Annotated in this window: 18 protein-coding genes and 8 tRNA genes; 18 read left to right on the top strand and 8 right to left on the bottom strand. The window is 62.7% G+C overall.

Annotated elements, in window-relative coordinates:
* Positions 1–12: 12 nt before the first annotated feature.
* The 8 genes from ispD to hemA all read right to left on the bottom strand — a co-directional run bounded on the left by ispD (position 13) and on the right by hemA (position 6,431).
* A complete protein-coding gene (gene ispD / locus BN1121_RS13165; protein ID WP_005351720.1) occupies positions 13–693 on the bottom strand; it encodes a 2-C-methyl-D-erythritol 4-phosphate cytidylyltransferase in 681 nt (226 codons plus the stop codon).
* Positions 686–988, bottom strand: a complete 303-nt coding sequence (ftsB, locus tag BN1121_RS13160) for a cell division protein FtsB (RefSeq protein ID WP_005351718.1) — start codon at positions 986–988, stop codon at positions 686–688. The genes ispD and ftsB overlap by 8 nt, the downstream gene beginning before the upstream one ends.
* Before the next feature lie 151 nt (positions 989–1,139).
* Positions 1,140–1,994, bottom strand: coding sequence for a 3-deoxy-8-phosphooctulonate synthase (gene kdsA, locus BN1121_RS13155; protein ID WP_005351716.1), 855 nt, complete (start codon positions 1,992–1,994; stop codon positions 1,140–1,142).
* Between the two features lie 10 nt (positions 1,995–2,004).
* A complete protein-coding gene (locus BN1121_RS13150) occupies positions 2,005–2,814 on the bottom strand; it encodes a SirB1 family protein (RefSeq protein ID WP_005351713.1) in 810 nt (269 codons plus the stop codon).
* Positions 2,815–2,821: 7 nt separating this feature from the next.
* A complete protein-coding gene (locus BN1121_RS13145) occupies positions 2,822–3,205 on the bottom strand; it encodes a SirB2 family protein (protein WP_005351711.1) in 384 nt (127 codons plus the stop codon).
* Positions 3,205–4,044, bottom strand: a complete 840-nt coding sequence (gene prmC / locus BN1121_RS13140) for a peptide chain release factor N(5)-glutamine methyltransferase (protein WP_005351707.1) — start codon at positions 4,042–4,044, stop codon at positions 3,205–3,207. Before prmC ends, BN1121_RS13145 begins: the two co-directional genes overlap by 1 nt.
* Positions 4,044–5,132: a peptide chain release factor 1 gene (prfA, locus tag BN1121_RS13135; protein ID WP_005351705.1), complete on the bottom strand. Its 1,089-nt coding sequence runs from the start codon at positions 5,130–5,132 to the stop codon at positions 4,044–4,046. The genes prmC and prfA overlap by 1 nt, the downstream gene beginning before the upstream one ends.
* Positions 5,133–5,174: 42 nt before the next feature.
* A complete protein-coding gene (gene hemA, locus BN1121_RS13130; RefSeq protein WP_005351703.1) occupies positions 5,175–6,431 on the bottom strand; it encodes a glutamyl-tRNA reductase in 1,257 nt (418 codons plus the stop codon).
* A gap of 126 nt (positions 6,432–6,557) precedes the next feature.
* Here hemA and lolB point away from each other — a divergent pair, with 126 nt between their 5' ends.
* The 18 genes from lolB (at position 6,558) to yqfB (ending at position 17,904) form a co-directional block, all read left to right on the top strand.
* Complete coding sequence (lolB, locus tag BN1121_RS13125) at positions 6,558–7,136, top strand: lipoprotein insertase outer membrane protein LolB (protein WP_005351701.1); 579 nt, start codon at positions 6,558–6,560, stop codon at positions 7,134–7,136.
* Entirely contained in the window at positions 7,133–8,002 is an 870-nt protein-coding gene (ispE, locus tag BN1121_RS13120) for a 4-(cytidine 5'-diphospho)-2-C-methyl-D-erythritol kinase (RefSeq protein WP_005351692.1), read from the top strand. Before lolB ends, ispE begins: the two co-directional genes overlap by 4 nt.
* 128 nt (positions 8,003–8,130) lie before the next feature.
* Positions 8,131–9,078, top strand: a complete 948-nt coding sequence (locus BN1121_RS13115) for a ribose-phosphate pyrophosphokinase (protein ID WP_005351690.1) — start codon at positions 8,131–8,133, stop codon at positions 9,076–9,078.
* A gap of 96 nt (positions 9,079–9,174) precedes the next feature.
* On the top strand, positions 9,175–11,169 hold the full coding sequence (locus BN1121_RS13110) for a bifunctional metallophosphatase/5'-nucleotidase (RefSeq protein ID WP_005351689.1): 1,995 nt from the start codon (positions 9,175–9,177) through the stop codon (positions 11,167–11,169).
* A 126-nt stretch (positions 11,170–11,295) separates the two neighbouring features.
* Positions 11,296–11,886: an aminoacyl-tRNA hydrolase gene (pth, locus tag BN1121_RS13105; protein ID WP_005351687.1), complete on the top strand. Its 591-nt coding sequence runs from the start codon at positions 11,296–11,298 to the stop codon at positions 11,884–11,886.
* A 37-nt stretch (positions 11,887–11,923) separates the two neighbouring features.
* Complete coding sequence (gene ychF, locus BN1121_RS13100; RefSeq protein WP_005351686.1) at positions 11,924–13,015, top strand: redox-regulated ATPase YchF; 1,092 nt, start codon at positions 11,924–11,926, stop codon at positions 13,013–13,015.
* A 1,467-nt stretch (positions 13,016–14,482) separates the two neighbouring features.
* Positions 14,483–14,559: transfer RNA gene (locus BN1121_RS13095), tRNA-Met, on the top strand.
* 7 nt (positions 14,560–14,566) lie between these two features.
* A tRNA-Gln gene (locus BN1121_RS13090) sits at positions 14,567–14,641 on the top strand.
* A gap of 36 nt (positions 14,642–14,677) precedes the next feature.
* A tRNA-Gln gene (locus BN1121_RS13085) sits at positions 14,678–14,752 on the top strand.
* 35 nt (positions 14,753–14,787) lie between these two features.
* A tRNA-Met gene (locus BN1121_RS13080) sits at positions 14,788–14,864 on the top strand.
* Between the two features lie 8 nt (positions 14,865–14,872).
* A tRNA-Gln gene (locus tag BN1121_RS13075) sits at positions 14,873–14,947 on the top strand.
* A 37-nt stretch (positions 14,948–14,984) separates the two neighbouring features.
* A tRNA-Gln gene (locus BN1121_RS13070) sits at positions 14,985–15,059 on the top strand.
* A 6-nt stretch (positions 15,060–15,065) separates the two neighbouring features.
* Positions 15,066–15,142 (top strand) — tRNA-Met (locus BN1121_RS13065).
* Between the two features lie 8 nt (positions 15,143–15,150).
* Positions 15,151–15,233 (top strand) — tRNA-Leu (locus tag BN1121_RS13060).
* A 174-nt stretch (positions 15,234–15,407) separates the two neighbouring features.
* Complete coding sequence (gene pnuC, locus BN1121_RS13055; RefSeq protein ID WP_005351684.1) at positions 15,408–16,127, top strand: nicotinamide riboside transporter PnuC; 720 nt, start codon at positions 15,408–15,410, stop codon at positions 16,125–16,127.
* Complete coding sequence (locus tag BN1121_RS13050) at positions 16,124–16,849, top strand: nucleoside phosphorylase (protein ID WP_005351682.1); 726 nt, start codon at positions 16,124–16,126, stop codon at positions 16,847–16,849. Before pnuC ends, BN1121_RS13050 begins: the two co-directional genes overlap by 4 nt.
* 64 nt (positions 16,850–16,913) lie before the next feature.
* The gene (locus tag BN1121_RS13045; RefSeq protein WP_005351680.1) at positions 16,914–17,585 is read left to right on the top strand and encodes a Crp/Fnr family transcriptional regulator; all 672 of its coding nucleotides are present in this window, start codon (positions 16,914–16,916) and stop codon (positions 17,583–17,585) included.
* Between the two features lie 7 nt (positions 17,586–17,592).
* Positions 17,593–17,904, top strand: a complete 312-nt coding sequence (gene yqfB, locus BN1121_RS13040; protein ID WP_005351676.1) for a N(4)-acetylcytidine aminohydrolase — start codon at positions 17,593–17,595, stop codon at positions 17,902–17,904.
* Positions 17,905–17,971 lie beyond the last annotated feature (67 nt).

Here is a 17,971-nt window from a genome sequence, read left to right as displayed (position 1 = left end):
GATTGAAAAACGTTAGGCGTCTTGTTGACGCAAGTAGAGGCTGGCCAGCGCCAGATCCTCGGGACGGGTCACCTTGAGGTTGTCGGCCCGCCCCTCCACCATCCTTGGGCAATAGCCGGCCCGCTCCATGGCCGACGCCTCATCCGTAATCAGAGCCCCCAGTGCCAGCCCCTCTTCGAGGGCGCGGCGCAGGGTACGGGTTGGAAACATCTGGGGGGTCAGGGCATGCCACAGCTGGTCGCGATCGACGGTGGCGATCACCTCGTCCGCGGCGTTGGTGCGCTTCATGGTATCGCGCACCCGGCTGCCGAGCAGGGCGCCCTCCCCCTCCCGCGCCACGGCGATCAGCCGATCGAGATCCCCCGCCGTGATGCAGGGGCGCGCCGCGTCATGCACCATGACCCAGTCGCTCTGCACCACCATCAGGGCATTGAGCACCGAATTGGCCCGCTCGCCGCCCCCCTCGACCCGCAGCACACGCGGATCCCGGGCCATCGGCAGGGCATCGAACCAGGTATCGTGGGGCGCCAGGGCCACCACCAGCTGCTCGATGGCCGGATGGGCCAGCAGGCGGCCGAGGGTGTGCTCGAGTATGGTCTTGCCATTGAGCATCAGATACTGCTTGGGCAGCTCGCTTCCCATGCGACTGCCGATACCGGCGGCAGGGACCACGGCGGTCACGGTGTTACTCATGGCTCGCCTCCTCCTGCTTCTCCTTCTTGGGGATGATGCGGTAGAAGGTCTCCCCCTGCTTGATATAGCCGAGATCGTTGCGCGACAGCTCCTCGATCGCCTCCAGGCCGCTGGTGAGATCGGCGATCTCCCGGTAGATGAGGCCGTTGCGATCCTTGAGCGACTGATTGTCCTGCTGCTGGCGCGCGACCGTATCGGACATCATGTAGTAGTCATCGAGGCCGTTCTTGCCGAACCAGAGGTGATATTGCAGGCCGCCGAGCAGGGCCAGCAGGATCAGGGTGAATAGCCGCATGCAGTGTGTCTCCTTGAAGCGGCCTAGTTTCCCATATTCGGCCTCAAGACAAAAGAAAGCACAAGCGGAGGATCGGTGAAAATCCCTGTGGAAACCGGCGCTTGAGGCACCTGAACGACAACGCCCCGCGGTGCGGGGCGTCGGGGGCTCATCAGGCCGAGGTATCGAGGGGTTCAAACCCCTTCACCAGGTCGTCGATAGCCTTCATCTGCTTGAGGAAGCCTTCCAGCTTGTCGAGCGGCAGGGCACTCGGGCCGTCGCAGCGCGCCGCCTTAGGATCGGGGTGGGACTCGATAAACAGGCCAGCCAGGCCGACCGCCATGCCGGCACGGGCCAGCTCGGTCACCTGATCACGGCGCCCGCCGGAGGCGGCCCCCAGCGGATCGCGGCACTGCAGGGAGTGGGTCACGTCGAAGATGACCGGATAGCCGCCGGTGCTGCGTTGCATCACACCGAAGCCCAGCATGTCCACCACCAGGTTGTCATAGCCAAAGTTGGCACCGCGCTCGCACAGAATGAGGCGATCGTTGCCACACTCCTCGAACTTCTCGGTGATGTTCTTCATCTGGCTCGGGCTCAGGAACTGCGGCTTCTTGATGTTGATGACGTTGCCGGTGCGGGCCATGGCCTCCACCAGATCGGTCTGGCGCGCCAGGAAGGCGGGCAGCTGGATCACGTCCACCACCTCGGCCACCGGCTTGGCCTGCCAGGTTTCGTGCAGATCGGAGATGACCGGCATGCCGAAGGTCGCCTTCAGCTCCTGGAAGATCTTCATCCCCTCTTCCAGACCCGGACCGCGGTAGGAGTGGATGGAGGAGCGGTTCGCCTTGTCCCAGCTTGCCTTGAACACAAACGGAATGCCCAGCTTGCTGGTCACTTCCACGTACTTCTCGCAAACGGCCATGGCCATGTCGCGGGACTCCAGCACGTTCATGCCACCAAACAGCACGAAGGGCTTGTCATTGGCGACGTCGATGGCATTTACCTTGACGATTTTCTGTTCCATCACGGGTTCCTTAATGGAGGGTCTTGGGGGTGAGATCCAGGGCCTTGAGCTGCGCCTTGAGCAGATCGGCCACAGGGTCATCCGGACACTGTTCAATAAAGTATTCAAAGTCCCCCGCAGCAAACTGGGGACAATCGAGCTGTTCGTAAATAAAGCCGCGATCCCGGGTCTCGAGGGGATCGCCCGGCTTCATCCGCAGCAGCAACTCGCAGCAGCGCAGGGCCTCGTTCATGCGCCCCTCCCGCAGCAGGGCCGCCTTGCTCACGTTGAGCAGGCGCTCGAGGATCTCCCACTGGCTCGCCGGCATCAGGTACTGGCCGCTCAGGGTAGCGAAATTGCCGAGCGCACCGCGCAGCAGCAGCTCGACCCGGTGCAGTGAGAGCACCTCACCGTTGAAGGGGTCCACATAGACCTGCTGATCCCCTTCCTCGAAACAGACCAGGAAGTGGCCGGGGAAGCAGAGCCCCTCCACCTTGAGGCCGAGCTCTCGCCCCAGCTGGATCAGCAGGATGCCGAGACTCACGGGTATGCCGCGGCGCCGGGCCAACACAGAGCCGAGATCGCAGTTTTCCGAATTGAAATAATCCTGCCAGTCGCCGCAAAAACCCAACTCACGATAGAGCAGGTCAAGCAGGGAGGGACGCAGCCCCTCTTGAGGCGCCTGTCGCAGCAGGGTCAGCCGCGCCTCCAGCGCCTTGAGGTGGGCCTGCCCTTCGGCCGCACGCTCATCGCCGTAGACCTCACCGGCGACGCTGAGGGCCAGCTCGGCCAGCTCGTGCCCCTCGAAGTCGGTCCACTCGTCGATATGCAAACTCGCCATTTTTTCCTCAACCAAACAGGGTAGGCAGCTTGAGCACAGCCAGCTTGGCCGCGAAGTAGACCCAACCCAGGGAGCCGAGGAAGGCGAACCAGCGGGTGGTCCGGCTGCCGAAGCGACTCAGGGACATCCAGCCCAGGAAGGCGGCAATCAGGATGCAGACCAGTTTCTCACTGAGCCAGGGCACAGCGTTGTTGATAGGGTTGATGCCAAGCAACAGGCACAGGGCCAGTCCCGACAGCACCACCAGACCGTTGAGCAGTCCGCTGGCACGCACCAGCTGGGCCTGTCTGACCGGGTTGGCGGCGCGCTGCAGCAGGGCAAAGCGCAGGATAAAGGCCAACACAGCCAGGGCGATGAGCAGCAGATGAAGATGTTTCAGGATTGGGTACATCAGGTAGTTCCTTGGAAGCGTCCCAGTGTGACGCGGTCGTTATCACCATAATCGCGTACCGTCTCGATGGCGTCATAGCCCGCCTCGGCCAGGAGACGGCGCACGCTGGCGCCCTGCTGCCAGCCGTGCTCGAGCAGCAACCAGCCGCCGAAAGCCAGATGGGCCCTGGCCCCGAACACGATATGGCGCAAATCCGCCAGCCCCTCCTCGTCGGCCACCAACGCCGTGAGGGGCTCGAAACGCACGTCCCCTTGGGCAAGATGGGGGTCCGTCCCATCGATATAGGGCGGGTTGGAGACGATGAGGTCGAAACGGGGTGCATCGCCCAGAGGTTCAAACCAGGAGCCGAGGCGCAATAGCAGCGGCAAGCGAAGCCGCTCGCAGTTACGCCTCGCCAGCGCCACCGCATCGGGCTGGGCATCGACTGCCCACACCTCGTCATCGGGTCGCTCCGACTTGAGGGCCAAGGCGATGGCACCGGTGCCGGTTCCGAGATCGAGCACCCGGGCGGGGGTGGCCGGCAGGCGCATCAGAGCCTGCTCCACCAGCACCTCGGTGTCGGGGCGCGGGATCAGGGTGGCCGGGCTCACCAACAGGGAGAGGGACCAGAACTCCCGCTCCCCGAGGATGTGCGCCACCGGCTCACCATGCTGGCGACGCGCCAGCCATCCCTCGAGCCGGGCAAGCTGATCGGGAGTGAGCTCACGCTCAGGCCAGCTCAGCAGATAGCCGCGATCCCGCTCCAGCAGATGACAGAGCAGGGCGTCGGCATCGGCCCGCGGCGACTCGCCTCCAGCGAGGGCCTCGGTCAGCCAGGCGCGGGCGGCGTCCAGGCGCATCAGCTGTTATCCGCCAGGGAGGCGAGCTGATCGGCCTGATACTCTTGCACCAGCGGGGTGATGACGCAGTCCAGATCCCCTTCCAGCACCTCGGAGAGACGGTAAAGTGTGAGATTGATGCGGTGCTCCGACAGGCGCCCCTGGGGGTAGTTGTAGGTGCGGATGCGCTCGGAGCGATCACCCGAGCCCACCAGGTTGCGACGGGTGTTCTGCTCGGCGGCGCGGTGACGCTCATCCTCGGCCGCTTGCAGACGCGCCGCCAGCACCGCCAGCGCCTTGGCGCGGTTCTTGTGCTGGGAGCGCTCGTCCTGACACTCCACCACCAGACCGGTCGGCAGGTGGGTGATACGGATGGCCGAGTCGGTCTTGTTGACGTGCTGGCCACCGGCGCCGGAGGCACGGAAGGTGTCGACCTTCAGGTCCGCCGGGTTGATTTCGATCTGCTCGGCCTCGGGCACCTCGGGCAAGACGGCAACCGTGCAGGCGGAGGTGTGGATCCGCCCCTGAGACTCGGTCTCGGGCACCCGCTGCACCCGGTGACCACCGGACTCGAACTTGAGGCGGCCGTAGACCCGCTCACCGTCGACCTTGGCGATCACCTCTTTGAAGCCACCGTGCTCCCCCTCGTTGCAGCTGACCATGCTGATGCGCCAGCCCTGGCGCTCGGCATAGCGCGAATACATGCGATAGAGGTCGCCGGCGAAGATGGCCGCCTCATCGCCACCGGCTCCGGCGCGAATCTCGAGGTAGCAGTTGTTGTCATCCTTGGGATCCTTGGGCAGCAGCATGATTTGCAACTCCTGCTCCAGGCTCTCCAGGTTGGCCTTGGCGAGCGGCAGCTCCTCCTGCGCCATCTCGCGCAGCTCGGGGTCATCTTCCTCCAGCATCAGCCTGGCGGCCTCGAGGTCCTCCTCGGCCTGGCGCCAGCGGCGGAAGCCACCGACGATCTCCTCGAGCTGGGAGTACTCCCGGGTCAGGCCGCGATAGCGATCCTGATCGTTGATGACGTCCGGCTCCCCGAGCAGGGCCTGCACTTCCTCGTGGCGCTCGATGAGCCCTTCCAGCTTGCGAATGACAGATGGATTCATGGTTCTCTCAAAAATGGGCATTGGCCAAGGGTGGCCGACGGGTCACTCCTGCTGCAGGCCGAGGGCACTTCGCAGCAGGGCCAACTGTTCCCGATCGTCCTGCTCACCGGCGTGACGCAGGGCCTGGGTCGGATTATGGATCAGTTTGTTGGTGAGGCGATGGGCCAAACGCCGCAGCGCCGCCTCGGGCTCCTCACCCTGTTGCAGGCTCTGCAAGGCGCGGGAGAGTTCCTCCTCGGCATAACCCTGAGCCTGCTGGCGATAGTCGCGGATCAGATCGACCGCATGGAGGGAACGGAACCACCCCATGAAGTCGTCGCGCTCCTCCAGCACGATGCGCTCGGCCTGCTGGGCGGCGCGGCGGCGCGCCTCCAGGTTCTGCTCGATGATCCCCTGCAGGTCGTCCACCGTGTAGAGATAGGCATCGGAGAGCTCGTCCACCTCCTCCTCGATGTCGCGCGGCACGGCGATGTCGACCAGAAACATGGGGCGGTAGCGGCGCGCCTTGAGGGCCCGCTCCACCATCCCCTTACCGATGAGGGGCAATGGGCTCGCGGTCGAGCTGATGACGATGTCCGCCTCGTGCAGATGCTCGGGGATCGCCTCCAGGGTCATCACCTGGGCACCGAACTCCTCGGCCAGTCCCTGGGCCCGCTGCAGGGTACGGTTAGCGACCATCATCTGGGTCACGTTCTGCTCGCGCAGATGGCGGGCCACCAGTTCTATGGTCTCACCGGCGCCGACCAGCAGCACCTTGGTCTGGGAGAGATCGGCGAAGATCTGGCGCGCCAGGCTGACGGCGGCAAACGCCACCGACACGGCGCTGGCGCCAATCTCGGTGTCGGTACGCACCCGCTTGGCCACCGAGAAGGCTTTCTGGAACAGCCGCTCCAGGATCGCCCGCAGGCCGCCGACCTGTTGGGCGGTGCCGTAGGATTGCTTGATCTGCCCCAGGATCTGGGGCTCGCCGAGCACCAGGGAGTCGAGGCCACAGGCCACCCGCATCAGATGGCGCACCGCCTCCTCGTCGTGATGGAGGTAGGTGGCATTGTCGAGCTCACCGCACTCCAGCCGGTGGAAGCGCTGCAACCAGTGCAGCACCTGTTCCCCCTGCCCCGCATCCAGGTTGCAGTAGATCTCGGTGCGATTGCAGGTAGAGACGATCACCGCCTCGCTCACCCCGGGCTGCTGCACCAGATCGTGCAGCGCGCGCTCGATGCAGTCGGGACCGAAGGCCACACGCTCGCGCAACGAGACGCTGGCCGTCTTGTGGTTGATTCCTAGCGCGAGCAGACTCATGGGGCTGTGGGGTAATCCTTGGAGCAGGGCAGTGGCAGGGCGCTAATTGTACGGGAAAGGGTAGGCCTTTAAAAGCGATACGGCCGCCACTTATACTGTCGCAAATCATCATCCGGAGCCGACCCCGTGCCCCTTCGTCTCATACTCCTCACCCTGGCCCTGCTACTGGCAGGCTGCGCCACCACTCCCCAACCCCAGCGCCAGCAGGTGGACTGGAGCCAGGAGCGGCAACGCCTCGAGCAGCTGACCCACTGGCAGCTCTCGGGCAAGCTCGCCATCATCACCGAAAAAGAGAAGGGCAGCGCCCGCCTCAACTGGCAGCAGGAGGGGGATGACTACCGCCTCAATCTCACCAGCGTCATCGGCACCCACATCCTCGAGCTGACCCGCCAGCATGGCCGCCTCACCCTGACTGACCGGGATGGCAACCGCCACCAGAGTCAGGATGCGGGCGAGCTCATCTACCGCCTGACCGGCTGGGAGCTGCCCATCGACGGCCTGCCCGAGTGGATCAAGGGGCTACCGGGCGATGCCCAGTACCAGCTCAATCCGGACAAGAGTCTGGCCAGCGTCACCGACGGCGCCTGGCAGATCGACTACCAGCAATACCGTGACCAGGACGGCTATCGCCTGCCCCATCAACTCTCCCTGCAGGGGGAAGGCACCCGCCTCAAGCTGCTGATCAACGAGTGGAGCCTGAAATGAGCAACATCCTCTGGCCGGCGCCTGCCAAGCTGAACCTGTTCTTGCACGTCAACGGTCGTCGTCCCGACGGTTACCACGAGTTGCAGACCCTGTTTATCTTCCTCGACCACGGCGACACCCTGAGCTTCGAGGTAACCGAGGATCCCGCCCTCACCCTCTCCCCAGCGATCCCCGGCGTACCGGATGAGGAGAATCTCATCATCCGCGCCGCGCGCCTGTTGCAGACACGTCTGCCGACGCCCAAGGGAGCCAGGATCCGGCTCACCAAGGTGCTGCCCATGGGCGGTGGCATCGGCGGTGGCTCGTCGGATGCGGCCACCACGCTAGTGGCCCTCAACCATCTCTGGGGCGCCGATTTGTCGGTGGATGAGCTGGCCGAGATAGGGGTGCGCCTCGGCGCCGACGTGCCGGTGTTTGTTCGCGGGGTAGCGGCCTTTGCCGAGGGGGTCGGTGAGCGGCTCCGGCCGATCGAGATCCCGGAGCGTTGGTATCTGGTGATCAAGCCCGAATGCCATGTGGCCACGGCCGCCATTTTTCAGGATCCGGACCTGCCGAGAGATACCCCGAAAATGAGATTGCAGGATCTGCTGGCAGGAGAATGGAAAAACGATTGCGAGGGGCTTGTCAAAAAGCGCCACCCCGAGGTTGCCAATGCGCTCGGCTGGTTGCTAGAATACGCGCCGTCAAGAATGACGGGCACCGGAGCCTGCGTCTTCGCAGCATTCGAAGACGAGAGCCTTGCTCGGGAAGTGTTGGCAAAACTGCCTGACGGCTGGATGGGATTTGTTGCCAAGGGCGTGAACATATCACCTCTGGCCAATATCTTGCAACTGGCTCGTCATGCAAATGTGGCCGGCAGCATCTAGGCGAGCAGAGATGAGCGCCTCACTTCCCTGGCCGGGCTTCGTCCGCCACCTTGATAAATCGTTTGCCCCCGAACGAGCGGACTCTTGGTCCACCCCACATACTGGATGCAACCCCGAGGTTTCAAACCGTGCCTGACATGAAGCTGTTTGCTGGTAACGCTACGCCGGAACTGGCCCAGAAGATCGCAGATCGCCTGTTTATCAAACTCGGCAATGCTGCCGTAGGTCGCTTTAGCGACGGCGAGATCAGCGTACAGATCAACGAGAATGTACGTGGCGGCGATATCTTCATCATTCAATCCACCTGCGCCCCGACCAACGACAACCTGATGGAGTTGATCGTGATGGTGGATGCCCTGCGTCGTGCCTCTGCCGGTCGGATCACCGCCGTGATCCCCTACTTCGGCTATGCCCGTCAGGACCGTCGTGTCCGCTCCGCCCGTGTGCCCATCACCGCCAAGGTGGTCGCCGACTTCCTCTCCAGCGTCGGTGTCGACCGCGTGCTGACCGTGGATCTGCACGCCGAACAGATCCAGGGCTTCTTCGATGTGCCGGTGGACAACGTGTTCGGCAGCCCGGTGCTGCTCGAAGACATGAAGGCCAAGAACCTGGAAGCCCCGGTCGTGGTCTCTCCGGACATCGGCGGCGTGGTGCGTGCCCGTGCTATCGCCAAGCTGCTGGATGACACCGACATCGCCATCATCGACAAGCGCCGTCCGCGCGCCAACGTCTCCCAGGTCATGCACCTGATCGGCGACGTGGCCGACCGCGACTGCATCATAGTCGACGACATGATCGACACCGGCGGCACCCTGTGCAAGGCGGCCGAAGCCCTGAAGGAGCGCGGTGCCAAGCGTGTGTTTGCCTACGCCACCCACCCGATCTTCTCCGGCAACGCCCTGCAGAACATCAAGGACTCCGTGATCGACGAGGTGATCATCACCGACTCCATCCCGCTGACCGACGAGATGAAGGCCATCGGCAAGGTCAAGCAGCTCAGCCTGGCCTCCATGCTGGCCGAGGCCATTCGCCGCATCAGCAACGAAGAGTCCATCTCTGCCATGTTTGAGCATTGATAGAGAGTGATTCACGAAAACCGCCGCACGGCGGTTTTCGTCTTTTTGATATCCACGAAAACGTATCCCACCCACCAAGGCAGCGAGGAAGTTTCCATGTCTCCACTCCGTCCCCTGCTTGTCGCGACCCTCTGTAGTGCCCTGTTTGCCTGCCAGCAAGGCAATGAGCCCCAGACCTTCGTGCTCAGCATCGCCCACATGAACGACACCCACTCCCAGTTCGATCCGGTTAACGCCACCCTGCGCAACCCGGCGCTGGCGGCTCAGGGCGTTGAGAACGACACCGTCTACACCCGCTTCGGCGGCTATCCGCGCCTGCTCACCATGACCAAGGCGCTGCAGGCCGATGCCCGGCGTCAGAATCGGGCCCTGCTCACCCTGCACGGGGGAGATGCCTGGCAGGGGAGCGGCTACTTCAAGCTCAACGAGGGGATGGCCAATGCCGAGCTGCTCAGCCAGTTCGGTCTCGACGCCATGGCGCTCGGCAATCATGAGTTCGACCTCGACAACGCCCGGCTGGCGCGTTTCATCAAGGGGGTCAACTTCCCGCTGCTGGCCGCCAATCTGGATACCCGTCAGGATGCCGATCTGCAGGGCATGACCAACCTCAAGCCCTACGCCCTGTTCACCTTCGATGGCAACCAGAAGACCCCGCTCAAGGAGGGGGATCCCCTTCCCGCCGACAAGCCCATCGTGGCCGTGGTCGGTCTGGTGCTGGAAGAGATGGGTGACATAGCGCCGAACACCGGCAAATTGCGCTTTGCCAAGGAGGCGGCCTCGGCCCAGGCCACCGTGGATCTGCTCAAGCAGAAAGGGGTCAACAAGGTGGTGCTGCTGACCCACATCGGCAACCAGCGCGATCTGACCCTCGCCGCCCAGGTCAACGGCATCGACGTCATCGTCGGTGGCCACTCCCACAGCCTGCTGGGGGATTTCAGTAACCTTGGCATGGGCCAAAGCGCCACCCGCTACGCCCAGCTGGTCACCAACCCGGACGGCATAGGCCAGACCTGCGTGGTACAGGCCGGCTCCTATGCCCAGGCGATGGGACTGGTCGAGGTAAGCTTCGATGGTGATGGCCGCATCACCGGATGCGAGGGCAAGAACACCCTGCTCGCCAGCGCCGACTTCTATGGGGATGCGGCCCGCCAGGCGCCGCTGGCGAGCCAGGCCCGGGAACAGGCCATCGCCTTCGTCGACAAGCAGGAAAACATACTGAGGGTCGATGAGGATGCCCGCCTGCGCGGCCTCATCGACAGCCACTACAAGCCGGATCTGGAGCAGGCCTTCGGCAAGGTGATCGCCAGCGTGCCCGCCGATCTACCCAACCCGCGCCGTCCCGGCGACGACAAGAGCGATGCTCATGGCTCCGACGTGGCGCCCCTGGTGGCCGAATCCCAGTACTGGTGGGCCAACAGCGCCCCGGTGCAGGCCCTGCTCGGCCAGCCGGTCGACTTTGCCATCACGGCGGTCGGCGGCGTGCGCGCCGACATAGGTGCCGGTGAGTGGCGCGAGGGGGATGCCGCCCTCACCCTGCTCCCCTTCAAGAACCAGCTGTCGGTGCTGACCGTCAGCGGCAGCGATGTGCGCGCTCTCATTACCGAGACGGTGAGCGCAACCCTGGCGGCCGGTGCCCACGCGGGCAAGTTCCCCTACGGTGGCCACCTGCGCTACACCTTCGAAGAGACAAGCGCTGGCAAAGGCGGCAAGGTGACGGTGCTGGAGTGGCAGAGCCGCGATGGCCAATGGCAACCGCTGCTGGATAACGCCCGCTATCGGGTGGTGATGAACGGTTACAGCGCCAACGGCAACGACGGCTGGGATGCCCTCTACCGCGCCCAGCAACAGCCGGGCAGCGAGCGGGTCGAGCTGGCCCGGGTCGATGGGGCTCTCACCGCCTTCCCCGTTGCCGGCGTCACCCGAACGGGGGACAAGGTGGCGGTGCGCTATCGGGGCACGGCCCTCGACTGCAAGGCCAAGGGGCTCGACTGTGGCACCGACGCGGCCGCCTTTACCGAGTATGTGCGGGCTGCTCGCAACCCCCTCATCGCCCTGGGTGACGAGGTGGTGACCCTCAAGCGTCTGCCCTGAACCGCCATCCTTGAGCGTTCTGCGGGGCGGTTTGGTTGAGAGATCGCCGCCCCACGGCTAGAATACGCCTCTTGCCTTCGGGCACACCCCTGCCAGTCATCCTGATATCGACGAAAGAGTGAACCCGTGACAAGCCAGATCAAGTTGATTGTGGGCCTCGGCAATCCCGGCCCCGAATACGCCAAGACCCGCCACAACGCGGGCGCCTGGTATGTGGAGCAGCTGGCGCGCTGGCACAACGTCAGCCTGCGCGAGGAACCCAAGTTCTTCGGTCACACCGCTCGTCTGCAGGTGGACGGCCAGGATGTGCGCCTGCTCATCCCGGCCACCTATATGAATCTGTCGGGCAAGGCGGTCGCCGCCCTGGCGCGCTTCTACCAGATCGAGCCGGAGGCCATCCTGGTGGCCCACGACGAGCTGGACCTGCCACCCGGCATCGCCAAGTTCAAGCAGGGCGGTGGTCACGGGGGGCATAACGGCCTCAAGGACATCATTGCCAAGCTTGGCAACAACAATAATTTCTACCGGCTGCGCCTCGGGATCGGCCATCCCGGCAGCAAGGAGCTGGTCGCCGGCTTCGTGCTGACCAAGGCTCCGGCCAAGGAGCAGGATCTGATCGATGCCGCGCTGGACGAATCCCTGCGCGCCACCGACATCCTGTTCAAGCAGGACATGACCAAGGCCATGAACCGGCTGCACAGCTTCAAGGCCGAGTGAGCCACTCCACAGCATCAATCAAGTAAGGTAAACGACCATGGGTTTTAAATGCGGTATCGTGGGCCTGCCCAATGTGGGCAAATCCACCCTGTTCAATGCGCTGACCAAGGCCGGTATCGAAGCCGCCAACTTCCCCTTCTGCACCATAGAGCCGAATACCGGCGTGGTGCCGGTGCCGGATCCCCGCATGGACCAGCTGGCCGAGATCGTAAAACCCCAGCGTACCGTGCCGACCACCATGGAGTTCGTGGACATCGCCGGCCTGGTGGCCGGTGCCTCCAAGGGTGAAGGCCTGGGTAACCAGTTCTTGGCCAACATCCGCGAGACCGACGCCATCGGTCACGTGGTACGCTGCTTCGAAGACGAGAACATCGTTCACGTGGCGGGCAAGGTCTCCCCGGCCGACGACATCGAGGTGATCAACACCGAGTTGGCCCTCTCCGACCTGGAGGCATGCGATCGCGCCATCCTGCGCCAATCCAAGCGTGCCAAGGGTGGCGACAAGGACGCCAAGTTCGAGGTGGAAGTGCTAGAGAAGATCAAGGCCGGCCTGGAAGCGGACAAGATGATCCGTGGTCTGAACCTCTCCAAGGAGGAGATCGCCGCCGTCGATTACCTCAACTTCCTGACCTTGAAGCCCACCATGTACATCGCCAACGTGGCCGAGGACGGGTTCGAGAACAACCCCTTCCTGGATAAGGTACGTGAGATCGCCGCCGCCGAGAACGCCGTGGTGGTACCTGTCTGCTGCGCCATCGAGTCCGACATCGCCGAGCTGGACGACGCCGATCGCGCAGACTTCATGGCCGATCTGGGCATCGAAGAGCCGGGCCTGAACCGGGTGATCCGCTCAGGCTACACCCTGCTCAACCTGCAGACCTACTTCACCGCCGGTGTGAAGGAAGTGCGCGCCTGGACCATCCCGGTCGGTGCCACCGCCCCGCAGGCGGCCGGCAAGATCCACACCGACTTCGAGAAGGGCTTTATCCGCGCCCAGACCATCGCCTTCGACGACTTTATCCAGTTCAAGGGCGAACAGGGTGCCAAAGAAGCGGGCAAGATGCGCGCCGAAGGGAAGGATTACATCGTCAAAGACGGTGACATCATGAACTTCCTGTTCAATGTGTAATACCCCGCGTCATTAAAACGCATGGTATGAGTGCGGGGTTGCTTCCCGGGTTTGACACCGATCGGACCAGGGGGCAACCCCGCTTGTTTTCAAGCATTGACGTTATGCTTGCCCCGCCCAGTATTCTGGCCGCCGACCCCATCAGCCCCCTCCAGCTCAAGACAACCCAGGCGCCACCACGAGACTCATTGGGACTAACCCCAACACCAGAGGTGCCAACCACTCCTTTCCTGCGTGAAATCCCGGTTGCCGCCTTACCGCACAGAAAACGCCGCCTTCAAGCTCAGGGCGAATAGCATGGCAGCGAGGCGCAGGCATCCTGAATAGAGCACGTCGGTCTGCTCTTCAGGTATCAGGATGGGAAGACATGGGTCTTGTGACAGGGGAAGCGGGCAGCGACAAACTGGCCGTCTGTATGCCCTGGCTTGTGGGATCGAGCCAGGGCAATGCACTCATCTTGTTAAAACAACTGTATCTCTCTGGTCAACCTGCGGTGTGATGGCCGCAAAGTTATTCCGACCCCCTCCTTTACCATAAGGACTCATCATGTCTCCGGATGCAGCACCACCCGATGAAGTTGGTTCATCCGGAATGGGCGAAGAGGAGCAGGCTACGATCAATAGCGATGTCGCTATGAGCAAGGCAAGTTTTAACGTCTTCATGTCAACGTCCTCTATCCAGCAAATACTCTGGACTTGCGAGTAATCATTATAGTTCCGTCACTCGCACACCCACCCTTGCCGGCAAGCTCCACGTTGGCCCTCGCGAAGCCGCCAACCAAAATATTTTTTAAATTCAATGCATAGGCACTCTCGATTCACCATTAAAAATTCTTATGAAAATGGTTAACATTATTTTTTGGTGTCGGGTTCGCTCACCGCATGCCCTGACCCATCACTGCGAGCAAGTGGACATGTTCCAGCCGGGATGCACTGACATGACCCTGATTAAACGCGGCCACCCCTCGGCAGAGCCGACAAGATTGAGGTTCCGGCCAAAATCACGGCGCAACCGTGAAAACATGCTGTCATATCCGGCTGGGCCGGCTGCTTCAATCAGGATTGGCAGCCAAGACAAGCCCCATCAGGCTGTGACAGTGCCTTCCCACTGCCGGCGCTTAGAGCAAGCCCCTGCGGGTCGGTGACAGCTATCAAGAGATGGGTTTCCGATCAAAGCAATGGCATGATTTAGATGATATTTAGTTCTCCGGCTTGGCCTATTTTCCCTGCGAGGCCATCCTGTCAGCCCCATCCACTGCGCGCCAATCCCCCGGGTCCATTCCCCCGTAAACGCCTCGGCCAGGCGTGAAAATGCCAGAATTGTTGGGCTTTTGCGCAATAGCGACCAATAACTGGTCAAACGCACTCAAATTGAGTTTCTCAACCAAAAAAAGGGTTGACGCCCCCAGGCTCGATCCGCATAATCTCGCCGCACAGTGACGAGGTGACTCGCACTGACAGCAGTGATGGCTATGTAGCTCAGTTGGTTAGAGCATCGCACTCATAATGCGGGGGTCACAGGTTCGAATCCCGTCATAGCCACCATCTCTGCTGGGGTATCGCCAAGCGGTAAGGCAGCGGGTTTTGATCCCGCCATACCTAGGTTCGAATCCTAGTACCCCAGCCATTTTCAAAGGATGTTTGCCAAGGCGAGCATCACTCTTGGGGTATCGCCAAGCGGTAAGGCAGCGGGTTTTGATCCCGCCATACCTAGGTTCGAATCCTAGTACCCCAGCCATCTTTCGTTATCGGTGCCATGCATCGTTGACACACGGCTATGTAGCTCAGTTGGTTAGAGCATCGCACTCATAATGCGGGGGTCACAGGTTCGAATCCCGTCATAGCCACCATATTCTGTTGGGGTATCGCCAAGCGGTAAGGCAGCGGGTTTTGATCCCGCCATACCTAGGTTCGAATCCTAGTACCCCAGCCATTTTAAAAGCGCTTCGATCACTGATCGTCGCCGCTGTTGGGGTATCGCCAAGCGGTAAGGCAGCGGGTTTTGATCCCGCCATACCTAGGTTCGAATCCTAGTACCCCAGCCATATTCCGGCTATGTAGCTCAGTTGGTTAGAGCATCGCACTCATAATGCGGGGGTCACAGGTTCGAATCCCGTCATAGCCACCATCTTCTTTGCGGAAGTGGCGAAATTGGTAGACGCACCAGATTTAGGTTCTGGCGCCTAGGCGTGAGAGTTCGAGTCTCTCCTTCCGCACCATTGCCACACAGTCAAAACCAGCCATTCGGCTGGTTTTTTCGTTTCTGCACCCTGTATCCCCTCTTTGCCCAAAATGCGGCCTGGCTCCAATTCAGGCGGACAAAAGTCCTGCCCTCTTGGACCAGGGCAATCTAGAATGCCGCCGTCTATCCCCCTTTCCCCAAGGAGCATCCCATGTCCTGGTTCGATATCGGCAACACGCTAGTCACCATTCCCCTCGGCGAAGGGGGTTATGCCATGTCCTGGATCGAGGCTGTTGGCACCCTGTTTGGCCTCGCTTGCATCTGGTTGGCCAGCCAGGAGAAGACCATCAACTACCTGTTCGGCCTCATCAACGTCACCCTGTTTGCCATCATCTTCTTCCAGATCCAGCTCTACGGCCTGCTGTTGCTGCAGCTCTTCTTCTTCTGCGCCAACCTTTACGGCTGGTATGCCTGGAGTCGGCCAGCCAACGATCAGGGTGACACCCTGGCGATCCGTTGGCTCCCCAGAAACAAGCTGATCACGACGGCCGCCATCTCGGCCATCGCCATCGCCCTGCTCACCCTGTACATAGATCCGGTGTTCGCCGCCCTGGCCCGCACCTCCGTCTCCCTGCTCAATGCCTTGGGTGCCGGCCTGACCCTGCCCGAGCCCCAGCCGGATGCCTTCCCCTTCTGGGATGCCACCATGACGGTGCTCTCCGTGGTCGCCCAGATCCTGATGACCCGCAAGTACGTGGAAAACTGGATCCTCTGGGTGGTCATCAACATCATCAGCGTCGGCGTCTACGCCGCCCAGGGGGTCTATGCCATGTCCCTGGAGTACCTGATCCTGCTCTTCATCGCCGCCAACGGCACCCGCCTCTGGATACTGGCCGCTCGCCGCGATCGCCGTGAGGAGGCCCTGGCATGAGCCTGCTGCCCCATCTTCAGTGTCACCCCGAGCAGATCGCCGAACGGGTCGTGGTGTGCGGCGATCCGGCCCGGGTCGATCGCATCGCGGCCCAGCTCGATGACGTAGCGCTGCTCGGCCAGAGCCGCGAGTTTCGCCTGGCAAACGGCCGCTACCGGGGCCGAAATATCACGGTCTGCAGCACCGGCATCGGCGCTCCCTCGGCGATCATAGCCCTGGAGGAGCTGGTTCAGTCCGGTGCCCGCCAGCTGGTGCGAGTGGGCTCGGCCGGCAGTCTGCAACCCGCCGTCGCCCTCGGCGATCTGGTGGTGGTAGAGGGAGCGGTACGCCACGACGGGGCCTCGCTGGCCTACCTGCCCGCCGAATACCCTGCCTGCGCCGATCTCGGCCTGCAGCAAGGTTTGCTGGCGGCAGTCCGCGCCACCGGCCACCCGCTGCATCACGGCCTGGTTCGCTCTCATGACGCCTTCTATCGGGACGACGAGCAGGCGGTATGTGATCTGTGGCACCGGCGTGGCATCCTGGCCGCCGACATGGAGAGCGGAGCCCTGCTGGCGGTGGGGCGTTACCGGGGAGTGCGCGTCGCCGCCGTGCTCTGCAACGTGGTGGCCTGGCAGCAGGAGGTGCAGGAGGGGGTGGCCGACTACGCCGCCGCCGCGGCACGTATGATGGAGGCCGAGCAACTCGCCATCCGCGCCGCCCTGAGCGCGCTCACGAACTGAGAGCAATCCCCTTGGTCCTGAGGGGGCTGCGCTGCTACGCTCTCCTACCCGTCTGGAGGAGGCCATGCAGCGTACCCCCTATCCCCACCCCCGCTTCGGTGAGACCCTCTCTCGCCTGCAGCCCCAATTCGACGCCATGCTGGCCGACTGTTGCCTCTACACCCGCCGTTTCCTACCCGGCGAGCGCATGCTGACCCAAGGTGAGCCCCTGCTCGAACTGCTGCGGGTCGCCAGCGGACGCATCGCCTTCTATTCCGGCGTCGCCTCCGGGCGTCTGTTCCAGCTCGGCGAGGTGGAGTGCCACGACCAGATCCTCGGCGAGATGGAACTCTTTGGCGGCACGCCGATCCAGTGGAGCGTCGAAGCCCGCTGCGAGCTCGACGCCGAGGTGATCGACGCCGGCAGGCTCAGCGCCCGCCTCGAGCAGGCCCCGGAGCTGCTGCTCTTCTTCACCTGCGCCCTGGCCGGCGACTACCTCGACAGCCTGGAGATCACCACCCAGCGGCTACTCCACCCTATCGCCTACAACATCGCCTTCGAGTTGTGGCACGCCAAGCGGCGCACCCCCATGCTGGGCTCTCGCCAGAGTGCCCTCGAGGCCGCCCGTTTCGGCACTACCGAGCGGGTCTACCGGCGCGCCGTCGGCGAACTGATCGCCCAGGGGCTGGTCGAGAAGCGGGAGGGGGAGCTGGTCATCCGCGACCACCAGGCGCTGCGCGCCTATCTGAAACTGTGAGGAGCCTATGAGTCATCCCGTCTTTACCTTCTACCGCCGCTTCGTCGATGACATTCGTGCCGGACGCAAGACCATCACCATCCGTGACGAGAGTGAGGCCCAGTGGGTGCCAGGCCAGCATCTGGCACTCTTTACCAACCCTGAGAACGAACCGTTTGGCCTCATCGAGGTGGAGTCGGTCACCCCCATCGCCTTCGATTTGCTCACCGAGGAGCACGCCCGTCAGGAGAACATGACCCTGGATGAGCTCAGGGCGGTGATCGACACCATCTATCCTCACCGGCCCCCTCTCTTCGTCATTCACTTCCACCTGATCTGACCCAGAGAAGGCGACATTTACGCATAATCATTCACCATCATGAATGAAATTGAGAGCGTTTCGCATC

Source organism: Aeromonas diversa CDC 2478-85, assembly GCF_000819805.1.
In the GTDB taxonomy this organism is placed as follows: domain Bacteria; phylum Pseudomonadota; class Gammaproteobacteria; order Enterobacterales; family Aeromonadaceae; genus Aeromonas; species Aeromonas diversa.
Note: the sequence above shows the minus strand (reverse complement) of the source record. Positions and strands in the feature narration are given on the sequence as shown.